The organism is Thauera sp. SDU_THAU2, assembly GCF_038260575.1.
GTDB lineage: Bacteria > Pseudomonadota > Gammaproteobacteria > Burkholderiales > Rhodocyclaceae > Thauera.
In genome coordinates, this window is the sequence record NZ_JBBWUN010000003.1 from 1,898,856 (window position 1) to 1,911,965 (window position 13,110).

A 13,110-nucleotide genomic window follows, 5' to 3' on the forward strand; every position below is an offset into this window, starting at 1 on the left:
TCAGCGAAGAAGAAGCACCGGCAGCTTCTCCAAGCAGAAGCGATGAAGCAGAACAAGGTGCGGGAGCGGTCATGGCAGCAAATGAAACCAGAATTCGACTTCGTATCTTACTCGATAACGATATCAATTCCTATTTACAAACCAGAGCGATATACTCCTGCGGCCATACACCGACACCTTGCTCGCCGCGCCCGATCCAGCGTCCGGCTGGGCTGGTTTGCCCGCCATGTACGCCAAGGACGCTTCTTCCTCGCTGGTCGTCACCCTCGCGCATCATTACGACGGCCTGGTCGCCTATCTGTGCCGCAAGCTCGGTTTCGCCCAGGGCAACGCGCGCGCCACCCGCGACCTCGCTCACGAGGCGCTCCACGAGGTCTGCCTGCAACTGCTGAAGGAAGAACCGCAGCTCGGCAAGGTGCGGGTGCCGATCGCCTTCCTGCGTACCCTCAGCCAGCGGCGCGCCATCGACGTACTGCGCCGCGAAGCGGCCTGGAACAGGTTTGCGGTTTGTGCCGACGAGCATCCCGAATTCCTCTCGCACTCTGCACCGCGCACGAGCGAGGCCGAATACCAGCTCGATGCACGCCAGCGCATCGCCCTGCTCGCCCAGGCCATCGAATCCCTGCCGCCGCGCTGCCGCGACGTGTTCGTGCTGCACAAGGTGCACGAATGGACGCAGGCCGATGTGGCGGCACACCTCGGCATTTCGGTGAAGGCGGTGGAGAAGCACATCCGCGTCGGGCTGGCCTGCTGCCGGGTCGCCATGGCGGGCTATCTCGACGATGAAGCCTGAACAGCCATGAGCAAGCGCCCCGATCCGCGCCCTTCCCGCAGTAATACGCTGCGTGCAGCCGGCAATGCTACCCAGGCGCCCCCCACGCCGCGGTCGAGGACACGATCGATGCACATCGCAGTGTGCTGCAGGCGATGTTCCCCATTCCACCGGCACGCCCTCGAAGCAAGCGTGCGGCCCGCAACGCCGGCACGGCAGCGGCCGTGCTGCTGGCCGCTGCCCTGTGGTGGGCGGATCCGGCCTATCGAAACGAGCACTTCGCCACCGCCATCGGTGAGCTGCGTGAAATCCCGCTGGCCGACGGCAGCCGCCTCGTGCTCGATACCGCCAGCGCAGCCCAGGTGAGCTGGCATCTGCGCTCGCGCCGCATCGAGCTGCAGCAGGGCCGCGCCCATTTCGACGTCGAACCCTCGACCTTCCGTCCGATGACCGTCGCCGCAGGCGAAATCCGCGTGCGTGTCGTCGGCACCCGCTTCGATGTCTGGCGCCAGCCCACCGGCACCCAGGTCGTCGTCCAGCAAGGCACGGTCGCGGTATGGCACGCCGCACGCGAGCAGGATTCCACCCTGTTGCCGGCGGGTCAGCAGATCCGGTTCGATGACGCTTTCCAGGCCGAACATTCACCGCCGTCGAGCACTCGGGCCAACGCGGAAAGTCTCGGCGCCTGGCAGACGGGCCTGCTCGTGTTCCAGAACACGCCGCTGAACGAAGCCCTGGCCGAGATCCAGCGCTACCGCCAGGCGCCGATCCGCCTGCAAGGCAATTTCGGCAGCGACACCAACGTCTCGGGCGTATTCGACAGCCGCAGCACCGATCAACTGCTCGACCGGCTGCCCGACATCCTGCCGGTGCAGGTCGTGCGCCACCCCGGCGGCGAAGTGGACGTCCAGCGCCGCTGAGCAGCGTGGCGTGCTTGCCGGGCCCTCCCAGCCGCTCATGCGGGCAAAAGCATCTGTGCCCGGCAGGCTGCAATTTTTCCAAGGGAAGGTAGGGGTCGGATGAGGCCCATACGACATGTGTTCATCACCCACCCACGGCAACGCTGGAGCCCTGCATGAGCACAGTCCGACCTTTCCGCCCTTCCCGGCACCACGCCTTACCCCTGCATGCACTGGCGCTGGCGTGCGCCCTTGCAACAAGCCTGATGGCCGCGGCGCCATCCGCGCGTGCGCAACAGCGCACCGGCACCACGACACAGGCCGTACTGGCCTTCGACCAGCCCGCCCAGCCGCTTGGCGAAGCCGTCAATGCGCTGGCGCGCCATGCCCGGGTGCAGATCATCTTCGCCGCCTCGGCCACCGAAGGCTTCAGCGCACCAGCCCTGCGCGGCAGCTACACCGTACGCCAGGCCCTCGACCGGCTGCTGGCCGGCACCGGGCTGATGGCCAGCCAGTCCGGCAACGCGTTCACCATCCAGGCTCAAACCAGGTCGCCTGAAACGGCGCTGAAAGCAGTGACGGTCACGGCGCAATACGGACTCGGTGGCGCCACGGAAGGCACCGGCCAATACACCACCGGCGCGATGAACACGGCCACCAGGATGGCGCTTTCACCACGTGAAACACCACAGTCGGTGAGCGTGCTGACCCGCGCGCAAATCGACGACCAGAATCTCACCACGCTGGATGACGCGGTTCAGCAGATCACCGGCCTGACGATGCAAAAAGGCTATTACACCGGCGATTCCGGCAGCTTCAATGCACGCGGCTTCCCGGTTTCCAATCTGCTGCTCGACGGCGTGCCGACCAGCGCCGGCGCCAACGGCACCTTCAATGCCGACAACGACGCGCTGGACATCTACGACCGGGTGGAGGTCGTGCGCGGCGCCACCGGCCTGACCACCGGCGCCGGTACGCCCTCTGCCGCGATCAATCTGGTACGCAAGCGCCCGACGGCGGAGATCGAGCGCCGTGTCATGCTCAGCGCAGGCAGCTGGGATAACTACCGTGCCATGATCGATGCCGGCGGGCCGCTGAACGAGGCAGGCACGCTGCGTGGCCGCGCCGTCGCCACCGTACAGGACTCCGACAAGTTCTACGACGTCGCCCACGACCGCAACCACCAGCTCTACGGCATCCTCGAGGCCGACCTGACGCCCGATACCATGGCCACCCTCGGTTTCCACTACCGCAAGGTGGACAACGACGGGCTGCTGCCTGGTTTACCGACCAATCCCGATGGCAGCTTCCTTTCCGGCGTGAGTCGCTCGACCAATCTCGCCAACGATTTCGACTACTGGAAACAGACCGACAAGACCGTGTTCGCCGAGTTGATCCACAACTTCGCCAACGGCTGGCAAGCCAAGGCCGCAGCGGTATGGAAGCGCCCCGAGCAGGACATGGTGTTCTCCGGCCTGTATCGCAATGGCGGCATCCTGCGCCAGAACACCCAGAGCTATCGCCTCGACAACGAGCAGGACAGCTACGACCTGTCCCTCAATGGCCCCTTCCCGCTGTTCGGCCGCACGCACGAACTCATGCTGGGCGCGAGCTACCGCAGCCGCGACAACCTCAACTGGGGCGGCTGGGCGACCTACAGCTGGACGACAGACGGGCCTGCCGTCGATCCATACAACTGGGATTCATCGGCCGTTCGCAAGCCGGACATCGACATGACGCTGTGGGGCATCGACGCGACGACTCGCCAGAAAGCCGTCTATGCAGCCACGCGACTGAACATCAGCGATCCACTGAAAGTCATCATCGGCACCCGCATCGACTGGTACCGGCACGACAACCATCGCAACGATACGAGCTACAAGGTCAACCAGGAACTCACCCCCTACTTCGGCGCGATCTATGACCTGGACGACCAGCATTCGGCCTATGCGAGCTGGACGGAAATCTTCGAGCCGCAGGGCAGCTACGACAGCAGCGGCAAGCTGCTCGATCCGATCACCGGCACCAATTACGAGATCGGCATCAAGGGCGAGTATTTCGGCGGCCGCCTGAATGCCAGCCTGGCCGCATTCCTCATCAAACAGCAGAATCGTGCCACCGACGACCTCGCCGGGCCCAACCCCTGCCCCGGCAGCGCCTGGGGTTATTGCCAACGGGCGGCGGGCGAGGTGGAAAGCAAAGGGATCGAACTGGAGATCGCCGGCGCATTGACGCCGGACTGGCAGTTGATGGCAGGCTATACCTACGTTGCCGCCAGGTTCAACAAGGATGCCGACAAATCGATCGTCGGCAAGCTGTTCGACCCCGATCTGCCGCGCCACCAATTGAAGCTGTCGACCAGCTACCGGCTGCCCGGTCAACTCAATCGCTGGCGGGTCGGCGGCAATCTGTATGCCCAGAACGGCATCCGGGCCAGCGACGACACGCGCGTACGGCAGTCCGGCTACACCGTCGTCGGCCTGCACACCGCCTACAGCCTGGACAAGCAGACGGAAATCCGGCTGAACATCAACAACCTGTTCGACAAGCACTACTACCAGACCATCGGTTGGGCGACCGGCGGCAACGTCTTCGGGGCACCGCGCAACTTCACCTTGAGTGCGCAGTACTCGTTCTGAGCGCTCGGCCCTTCAGCCAGCCGGCTGCTTTCCACGGGAAGGCCGCCGGCTGATCCGACCAGGCGCCGGCGCGCTGCTACGGCGCCGTGCAGCCCACATGAGCGCCACGCACACCGCGCCCACTGCCTCGCCGAACATGGTCAAGGCGGTGAACATCCAGGGCTTTTCCACACTACCGCTTCATGCTCCCATCGACTGCCTCACGGGAGACGGGATGCCGAATGCCTGCTCGAACTCCAGTACCGGCAGCGGGCGGGCGAACAGATAGCCCTGGCCCTGCATGCACCCCGCTTCGATCAGCGCGGCACGCTGTTCGGCCGTCTCCACGCCTTCGGCGATCGTCTCCAGCGAGAAGACGCTGGCCATGTCCAGCACGGCATTGATGACGGCCCGGTCCTGTGGGGATTCCAGCATGCCCTGGACGAACGAGCGGTCGATCTTGATGCGGCTCAGTGGGTAGCGCTTGAGCAGGCTGAGCGAGGCGTAGCCCGTGCCGAAATCGTCGAATGCCACGCCGACGCCGCAATCGCGCAGGCGTCGCAGGGATTCGAGCGCCTGCTCATCGTGATCAAGCACGATGTTCTCGGTGATCTCCAGCTCCAGGGCCTGTGCTGGCAGCCCATGCCGCTCCAGCGTGTCCACCACGCAGGAAGCCAGGTCATTGACGCGGAACTGCGCACCGAACAAATTGACGCCCATGCGGAAATCGGTCAGCCCGACCCGCCGCCACCGGGCAAGCTGGGCGCATGCCTCATCCAGTATCCACGCCCCCGTGGTCGCCGCCAGCGGCCCCTGTTCCAGCGCAGGCAGGAAGGCCGCCGGGGAGAGCAGCCCGCGCTGCGGATGCCACCAGCGGATGAGGGCTTCTGCGCCGACCAGCGCACCGTCGGACAGGCGGACCTGGGGCTGATAGAAGAGCACGAATTCACCGGCCTGTACCGCGCGGTGCAGTTCCAGCCCATACAGATGGCGCGCGACCGCCTCCATGCGCAGCGCCTGCACGAACACGAAGGACTGGGCGCCGCCCAGGCGTTTGGCCTGGAACAGGGCCAGGTCTGCGCTGCCGATGAGCGCCACGGCTTCCTGCCCGTGCTGCGGCGTTACGGCGACGCCGCAGCTCGCCGTGACCCTGACCTCGTAGCCATCGACGGCGATGGCCTGCGACAGGCTACCGATCAGGGACTCTGCAAACTGCTGTGCCTGTCTGGCGTCGGTGACGTCCTCCAGCAGCACGGCGAATTCGTCGCCTCCGATCCGTGCAGCCAACCCGGCCGCCCCCACTCCTGCGTGCAACCGGTTTGCCACTTCGCACAGGATGCTGTCGCCCACTGCATGCCCCAGCGCATCATTGATGTTCTTGAAACCATCGAGGTCGAACATCAGCACCGCGCCGGGCCTGGCCGCCGTCAGCACATCCTCCACGGCCCGATAAAAGCGCGCCCGGTTGGCGAGTCCGGTGAGCAGATCGGTGCTGGCCATCCGCTGCAGTTCCTCTTCCTTGCGCTTTTGCGCGGAGATGTCCTGCAGGTGGGCGTTGAATACCAGTTGCTCGCCGTCCCGCCAGCAGAAGAGCGCGAGCCCCAGCTCGAACTGGCTGCCGTCCTTGCGCAGGCCGTGGGCCGTTTTGGGCATGGCGACGCCATCGAAGGTGCCGGCCGCAACCGCGGTCTCGACCAGCGAATGGAACAGGGGCCGTTCGGCTTCGGGAATCAGCCTGTCCACCAGGCTACCCGGCCCCTCGTCGAGCGCATAGCCATGCAGGGCGGCAGCGGCCTGATTCCAGGCGACGATCCGGCGTTGGGCATCGAACCAGACCACCGCGGTCGGCGAATGGCGGGCAAACTCGTCGAACGACCGTCTGGCCTTTTCGGTGGAAATCTCCAGGCGGCGAAGCTCCAGCCGATCGACGGCCATCCTGGCGAGTTCGCGCAGACGTTCGCAGTCCTCGGCGGAAAAGTCCCGCGGCCGCCCGTCGATGACGCACAAGGCGCCAAGCGCATGTCCGTCGGGCGACATCAGCGGAATCCCCGCGTAGAACCGCAGGTTGGCAGGTCCGGTGACCAGGGGATTGTCACGGAAACGCTCATCCAGCCGGGAGTCCTTCACCACCATGACGTCCTTCTGATTGATCGCATGCGCACAGAAAGACACGTCGCGCCGCAGATCCACCTCGCCGATCCCCGTGCTTGCGGCAAGGAACACGTGATCGCTGCCTATCATGTTGACCGCGGCTACCGGGGTGCCGAACATGCGGCTGGCAATCTGTACGACCGGATCGAGCGTCGGCAAGGGCCGATCGCCGCTGAGGCCATAGTCCGCCAATGCGCGCAGGCGGTCGATTTCATCATGCGGAACAGTAGGACACTTCATCGGACGTCTCCTATTGCAGTAATACTCCGTCCCGGCTCTCTCCTGCGGGAGGGGGAGGACTCCGGCATCACGATATCAATATAGCATCATCGAGGGCGATCCGAGGTGCATGCCCTGCCCCTTTCTCCAACAGTCCGAGAACGCGTTATCGGCGGCAGCACAATGCCGACAACATGTACGCGGACGGCCCTCGCCGCTCTCGTAGCGCCCACGCTGCGTAACGCCTTGACGTTGCAAGGCCGATAGTCCTTCCAGATGCAGCGCGTGAAAGTCGCTCAGCGTGCGATGGGCCGGGAAATTGCCCGCCGCCAGTACCCGAAACGCCACGTCGTCGTGCAGACGCCGTGCCAACTGGCGCGAGGAAACACGCCCGTCGCGTAGCCATACAGCAACACCTCGACCGTCATCGCCGGATGGAACGGCTGGTTGCGCCGACCGCCCTTGGTATAGCGCGCGTGAAAGGCGGACAAATCAAGTGTGTCCACGGTATCGCTGATGAAATATGCCAAGTGGCCTTCGGACAGCCACTCATCTGCAGAAGGCGGCAGCAGGTACGGCTGCGCAGGATGGTACGGAAGGTACGAGGCAGTCGTCACCTACAAAGGCTAACGGCTGTGTGTTCTGCCGCGCAGACTCCTGGCAAGCGTTTGACGCCTGTAGGCAAAAAGGCAAGAATGAGAACGCTTCTCAAAATTATCCACAAAGCTGCCTGGGCCAGGCGGCAATCCGCGCCTCACGGAGATTTGCATGAACACCGCTGCGCTCGACTCCATCGACGCGCTCTACCGCAATCATCATGGCTGGCTACGGGCCTGGTTGCGACGCAGGCTGGGTTGCAGCCACCAGGCTTCCGACCTGGCACACGACACCTTCGTCCGCCTGCTCAAAAACGAAACCCTGCCCCGCATCGAAGAACCGCGTGCCTATCTGACGACCGTCGCGCGCGGCGTCCTGGTCAACTGGTACCGGCGCCAGTCGCTCGAACAGGCCTGGCTCGAAGCCCTTGCCGCCCAGCCCGAGGCGCTGGCGCCGTCCGAGGAAGAGCGCTACCTGATCCTCGATGCCTTGAACACACTCGATGCCCTGCTCGACGCGCTGCCGCCGCTGGTCAAGCGCAGCTTCCTGCTCGCCCAGGTGGCCGACTGCAAGTACGAGGACATCGCCACCGAACTCGGTATTTCGCTCCCCACCGTCAAGCGCTACGTGCGGCAGGCCTTCCGCCACTGCCTGCAGCACTTCGACGACATCATGATCGAACAGCCGTGAAACAGCGGGCCGCAGCGTCTCCCGTATCGGCCGAGGTGCTCGACGAGGCTGCCGACTGGCTGATGTTGATGCAGGAAGGCAGTGCCGACCGCCACGCCTTCGAACGATGGCGCTCGCTCAGCCCCGAGCACGGCCGCGCCTGGGAACGCGCCGAAGCCCTGCTCGGCAAGCTCGGCGCCCTGCCTCCGGCCCTGGCGCTGCCCGCGCTCGACCGTCCGCCGGCACGCGGACGTCGGGCCGTGCTGGCCAAGGCCGGCAAGCTGGCGGTACTGCTGGTCTTGCTGCCCATCGGCTGGAGCGGCTGGCGCCTGCTCGAACGCAAAGGCCTGATGTCCGACTACCGCACTGCCGCAGGCGAACAGCGCGAGATCCTGCTGGAAGACGGTACGCAGCTCACGCTCAACACCGCCACCGCCATCGACGTGCGCTTCGGCAGCACCGCACGCAACATTCTGCTGCACGCGGGCGAAATCCTCGTCCATACCGGGCACGACGATGCTGCCGAGCGCCCGCTGCACGTCATCACTCCGCACGGCATCGCCACCCCGATCGGCACCCGCTTCAATGTCCGTCTCGGCGACACCGCCACCCACGTCGCCGTGCTCGAAGGCAAGGTGCACATCGCACCCGGCGGCAGCACGGCATCGCAGGTCCTGCTGGCTGGAGAACAGGCGAGCTTTGCACCGGGCACGCTCGGCCCGGTCGCCCCTGGCAGCGCCAACACCGCGGCCTGGACACGCGGCATGCTGATGGCGGACGACATGCCGCTCGGCGAACTGGTCGACGAACTGTCGCGCTACCGCAGCGGTGTGGTCCAATGCCACGACGCCGTCGCCGCCCTGCGCATCAGCGGCGCCTTCCCGGTCGGCAGCGCAGCCGCCACCGAGCGCTCGCTGGCCATGCTCGCCGATACCCTCCCGTTGGACATCCGCCGTCGCCTCGATGGCCTGTGGATCAGCATCGATCCACGCAACTGAAATTTTTTCAGGTGTGCTGATACTTTTCGCCGCCGTCGGCTGGCAAGCAGGTTGAAACCCGTTTGCCACCCGAGGAAACACGCATGTACGCACGCACCCGCAAGCTTGCCCCCACCGCACTCCAGCTCGCCTTGAGCGCAGGCTTGCTGAGCCTGACCCTTAACGGTCCTGCGCTCGCGCAGGGCACGCCCCCGGCCCGGACTGCGGCCCAATCCTTCGACATTCCCCCAGGCCCGCTGGGCCGCAGCCTCGCAAGTTTTGCCACCCGCGCGGGCATCGCTCTCGCCTTCGACCCCGCCATCACCGACGGACTGCAGAGCCCTGGCGTGCGCGGCATGCACACCACCAGCCAGGCGCTCGACCGCCTGCTCGCCGGCAGCGGACTGGAAGCCGTACTGCGCGGCGATGGCAGCTACACGCTGCGCCGCCGCAGCACCGGGGATAGCGCGCTGGCACCGGTCACGGTCACTGCGGCCGCCGACGGCAGCGGCGCCACCGAGGGCACGGGCAGCTATACGCAGACCGGCCCCAGCGCCACGGCCACCGGCCTCGCGCTGAGCCTGCGCGAGACGCCGCAATCGGTCACGGTGATGACGCGCCAGCGCATGGACGATTTCAAGCTTGAGACGCTTACCGACGTGCTGGAACAAACGCCAGGCGTCATGGTGAGCCATCAGAACGAGATGACCACCTTCAACGTACGTGGCTCGGCGGTAAACCTGCAAACCGACGGCAACCGCCGTTTCTCCAATGGCTGGGGATGGAACAGCCACATCGTGCACTCGCTGGACGACCTGGCGGAAATCGACCGTATCGAAGTGCTCAAGGGTTCTTCGGGCCTGATCAATGGCGACGGCGCCTATGGGGCCACCGTCAATCTGATCCGCAAACGCCCCACGCGCGAATTCCAGGCCAGTGCCACGGTCGGCGCCGGCCGTTGGGACACCTATCGCCTCGACGCCGACATCGCCGGCCCGCTCAACGCCGACGCCAGTTTGCGCGGCCGCCTGGTTGCCGCGCGTAAGGATGCAGAATCATTCAACGGCAAGCAGAACGACAGCTCGATGCTGTACGGCACGCTGGAATACGATCTGACCTCATCCACCCTGTTGAGCGCCGGCCTTACCTGGCGCCAACGCGAACTGCGGGGCGCAGCCGGCACGACGCCGATCCAGGCCTTCGATGGCAACGGCAACGCGGTGCCGCGCATGGCGCGCGACTACAACATCGGCGCCGATTGGGCAGGTTATGAGCAGGATTCGCTCAACGCCTTCGCGCGCCTGGAGCACCGCTTCGCCAACGGCTGGACGGGCAAGCTTCAGGTAGCTCACGAAGGCATCGAGACACCCAGGATGCGCATCGGCTCGCTGCGCTACGCATTGCCCGCGGTGACAGCCCAGTACGGCATCTACAAGGACATCGAATCGCGCGACCAGAGCTTCATCCTCGACCTGCAAGGTCCTTTCGAACTGTTCGGACGGGAGCATCAATTGCTGTTTGGTGCCGGCGCCTCTCGCCACCGCACGACGCTGCTCCGTGCCGGCCTTCCCAATGTCGTGCTGCCCGGCGGCGATTACGGCCAAGGCGGCGGCATCGTGCCGGAACCAGGCGGCACGCCAACGTATTCCGACGATTATTTCAGCAGCGAACGCCGCTACGTCTATGCCGCCAGCCGCTTCTCGCTGGCCGACCCGGTCAAGCTGATCGTCGGCGCGCGAGCCAGCGATTACAAGCAGAAGGACGTCACCGACATCGGCTGGTACAACTACGACATGCGCGAAAGCGGCGTCGTCACCCCATACGCCGGGCTGGTGTTGGACGTGTCGAAGGACATCTCCCTCTATGCCAGCTACGCCAGCATCTTCAAGCCGCAAAGCGCCAAGGATGCGAGCGAGCGCACCCTGGCCCCGGAAGAAGGGCTGACCTACGAGGTCGGCGCCAAGGGCGAATTCTTCGACAAGCGCCTCAACGCCAGCGCCAGCTACTTCTGGATGCGTACCGACAACACGGCCGAGGAGGTCGGCCTCAACGACCGCGGAGAATCCATCTACAAGGCGGTCATGGGCGCCATCCGGCGCGGCTACGAAGTGGAACTCTCCGGCGAACTGGCGCGCAACTGGCAGGCCCAGGGCAGCTACGTGCAGCACAGCAGCGACCTGGACAGTTCCAGCGCCACGCCCAAGCACCAATTCAAGCTCGGCAGTACCTACCGCTTCGCCGACGGCACGCTGCGCGGCCTGACGGTGGGCGCCGCCACGCGCTGGCAAAGCGAAATTTCCGTCCAGCGCGGCAATGCCAGGCTCGCCCAGGATGCCTACTGGCTGCTCGATTTGATGGCGCGTTACCAGGTCGACGACAAGCTGAGCATCAGCGCCAACATCAACAACGCACTGGACGAAAAGTATTTCGCCGGTGTCACCAATTTCAACGCTCAAGGGCTGTTCTACACCTGGGGAGCACCGCGCAGCTTCAACGTCAGCATGCGCTACGACTTCTGACCCACAAGCAGATCGCGTGCCCCTACGGGGCACCGTGCAGCTTGTCGGCACGCCGGTTCCGCGGCCCGCCGGCAGCCTGTGGTCGAGCCGCCATCCCCCACGATCCTTGACGGGTCGATCCGTGCCCAGGAGAATAAGAACGCTTCTCGATATCAACACAATCTGAAGATCGCCCTGCTGGACAGCCAGCTGACACCGTTTTCGCAGAGCATTCCGTGTCCATCGCCCCAGTCCAGCCCGTTGCCGATCTGTACGCCGACCACCATCACTGGCTGCATGTGTGGCTGCGCAAGAAGCTGGGCTGCTCGGAGCATGCGGCCGACCTCGCCCACGACACCTTTCTGCGCCTGCTCGATCGCGATGAACCGGTCGAGCTGCGCGAACCGCGCGCCTTTCTGACCACCATCGCCAAGGGGCTGGTTGCCAACCACTTCCGCCGCCAGAAAATCGAGCGCGCCTGGCTCGAAACCCTGGCGCTGCAACCCGAAGCGGAAGCGTCGTCACCCGAAACGCGCGCACTGATCGTGGAAACGCTGGTGGAGATCGACCGCCGCCTGGACACGCTTGCGCCGCTGGTCAGGCGCGTCTTCCTGCTGTCGCAGATCGACGGCCTGCCTCAGGCCGAAATCGCCGCCGCGCTCGGCATTTCCGTGCCCACAGTCAAACGCTACCTCGCGAAGGCACTGGTCGCCTGCTGCTTTGGCGATGATGCACGATAAGGCCGCCACCAGCCGGGATGCCATCCGCCACCAGGCGGCGCTCTGGTTCATCGAGCTGCAATCCGATGGCAACAATGCCGAATTGCGCGCCCGCTGGCAGACTTGGTACGAGGCTGCACCCGAGCACCGCGAAGCCTGGAGCCGCCTCGAAGCCTTCGGCAACAGCCTGGGCCGGATTCCGCCGCAAGTGGCGCGCAGCGCACTCGCGCCATCGGGCGGCAGCCGGCGGCGGGCGCTGAAGGCGTTCGGTGTGCTGCTGGCCGTGGGTGGCACGGCCTGGCTCGCCCGCGAATCGACACAGCAGTTGCCCATCCTGCTGGCGGAGCATCGCACCGGGTCGGGCGAGCGCCGCGAAATCGAGCTGAGCGATGGCAGCCGGATCCATCTCAACGTCGACACCGCGCTCGATATTCGATTCGATGCGCAGGAGCGCCGGCTGGTGCTGCATTCCGGCGAAATCCACATCGTCACGGCCAAGGACACGGCTCGCCCCTTCTTCGTCGACACGCCTCACGGCCGTGCCCGCGCCATCGGCACGCGCTACACCGTGCGCAGCGATGCCACGACCGGCGATCACACCCAGGTGGCAGTCCTTGAAGGACAGGTCGCGCTCGAGCCGGCACGAGCGCACGAAAGCGGACGGCTCCTGCTTTCGGCTGGCCGGCAAGCGCGCTTCTCCACGCACGAGGTGGCGCCCCCTGCTTCCGTCCGCGCGTCGGACGCCGCCTGGACGCGCGGCATCCTCGTTGCCGAAGACCAGCCCTTGCCTGCATTCATTGCCGAACTTGCACGGCTCAGCGGCCAGCCCCTGCACTGCGATCCCGCGCTGGATGGGCTCAAGGTCAGCGGCACCTATCCGCTGGCCGACCCGCAAGCCATCCTGCAACTGCTCGCCCGCGCCCTGCCCATCCGCATCGAGCAGCAGCGGCGCTGGTGGGGCGGCAGCCGGACAAACATCCATCCGGCCTGA

At 65.5% G+C, this 13,110-nt stretch carries 9 protein-coding genes and 1 pseudogene; 8 read left to right on the forward strand and 2 right to left on the reverse strand.

All coding sequences use genetic code 11. The features are described 5' to 3' along the window. Positions 1-226: 226 nt before the first annotated feature. The 3 genes from AAFL97_RS10255 to AAFL97_RS10265 all read left to right on the forward strand — a co-directional run bounded on the left by AAFL97_RS10255 (position 227) and on the right by AAFL97_RS10265 (position 4,310). The gene (locus tag AAFL97_RS10255) at positions 227-793 is read left to right on the forward strand and encodes an RNA polymerase sigma factor (protein WP_263459705.1); all 567 of its coding nucleotides are present in this window, start codon (positions 227-229) and stop codon (positions 791-793) included. Between the two features lie 134 nt (positions 794-927). Next, positions 928-1,692, forward strand: coding sequence for a FecR family protein (locus AAFL97_RS10260; RefSeq protein ID WP_341644815.1), 765 nt, complete (start codon positions 928-930; stop codon positions 1,690-1,692). A gap of 155 nt (positions 1,693-1,847) precedes the next feature. Then, positions 1,848-4,310: a TonB-dependent siderophore receptor gene (locus AAFL97_RS10265; RefSeq protein WP_341644816.1), complete on the forward strand. Its 2,463-nt coding sequence runs from the start codon at positions 1,848-1,850 to the stop codon at positions 4,308-4,310. 180 nt (positions 4,311-4,490) lie between these two features. Here AAFL97_RS10265 and AAFL97_RS10270 read toward each other — a convergent pair whose 3' ends face one another. Together AAFL97_RS10270 and AAFL97_RS10275 are read right to left on the reverse strand one after the other, a co-directional pair. Next, positions 4,491-6,680: a putative bifunctional diguanylate cyclase/phosphodiesterase gene (locus AAFL97_RS10270; RefSeq protein ID WP_341644817.1), complete on the reverse strand. Its 2,190-nt coding sequence runs from the start codon at positions 6,678-6,680 to the stop codon at positions 4,491-4,493. 234 nt (positions 6,681-6,914) lie between these two features. Beyond that, a pseudogene (locus AAFL97_RS10275) lies at positions 6,915-7,276 on the reverse strand (transposase); the annotation flags it as partial. Between the two features lie 151 nt (positions 7,277-7,427). Between AAFL97_RS10275 and AAFL97_RS10280 the strand changes: the two are divergent. From AAFL97_RS10280 to AAFL97_RS10300, 5 genes are all read left to right on the forward strand, one after another. After that, entirely contained in the window at positions 7,428-7,946 is a 519-nt protein-coding gene (locus tag AAFL97_RS10280) for a sigma-70 family RNA polymerase sigma factor (RefSeq protein WP_341644818.1), read from the forward strand. Continuing rightward, positions 7,943-8,923, forward strand: a complete 981-nt coding sequence (locus AAFL97_RS10285) for a FecR family protein (RefSeq protein ID WP_341644819.1) — start codon at positions 7,943-7,945, stop codon at positions 8,921-8,923. The genes AAFL97_RS10280 and AAFL97_RS10285 overlap by 4 nt, the downstream gene beginning before the upstream one ends. A gap of 83 nt (positions 8,924-9,006) precedes the next feature. Next, entirely contained in the window at positions 9,007-11,421 is a 2,415-nt protein-coding gene (locus AAFL97_RS10290) for a TonB-dependent siderophore receptor (RefSeq protein ID WP_341644820.1), read from the forward strand. Between the two features lie 221 nt (positions 11,422-11,642). After that, positions 11,643-12,140 (forward strand): sigma-70 family RNA polymerase sigma factor, encoded by a 498-nt coding sequence (locus AAFL97_RS10295; protein ID WP_442806673.1) that lies wholly within the window; start codon positions 11,643-11,645, stop codon positions 12,138-12,140. Then, positions 12,127-13,110, forward strand: coding sequence for a FecR domain-containing protein (locus AAFL97_RS10300; protein ID WP_341644821.1), 984 nt, complete (start codon positions 12,127-12,129; stop codon positions 13,108-13,110). The genes AAFL97_RS10295 and AAFL97_RS10300 overlap by 14 nt, the downstream gene beginning before the upstream one ends.

What these genes read in the sequence shown, in the direction of transcription:
- AAFL97_RS10255 (WP_263459705.1), top strand. Translation starts at nt 227, where the DNA reads ATGTACGCCAAGGACGCTTCTTCCTCGCTGGTCGTCACCCTCGCGCAT.
- AAFL97_RS10260 (WP_341644815.1), top strand. Translation starts at nt 928, where the DNA reads ATGTTCCCCATTCCACCGGCACGCCCTCGAAGCAAGCGTGCGGCCCGC.
- AAFL97_RS10265 (WP_341644816.1), top strand. Translation starts at nt 1,848, where the DNA reads ATGAGCACAGTCCGACCTTTCCGCCCTTCCCGGCACCACGCCTTACCC.
- AAFL97_RS10270 (WP_341644817.1), bottom strand. Translation starts at nt 6,680, where the DNA reads ATGAAGTGTCCTACTGTTCCGCATGATGAAATCGACCGCCTGCGCGCA.
- AAFL97_RS10280 (WP_341644818.1), top strand. Translation starts at nt 7,428, where the DNA reads ATGAACACCGCTGCGCTCGACTCCATCGACGCGCTCTACCGCAATCAT.
- AAFL97_RS10290 (WP_341644820.1), top strand. Translation starts at nt 9,007, where the DNA reads ATGTACGCACGCACCCGCAAGCTTGCCCCCACCGCACTCCAGCTCGCC.
- AAFL97_RS10300 (WP_341644821.1), top strand. Translation starts at nt 12,127, where the DNA reads ATGATGCACGATAAGGCCGCCACCAGCCGGGATGCCATCCGCCACCAG.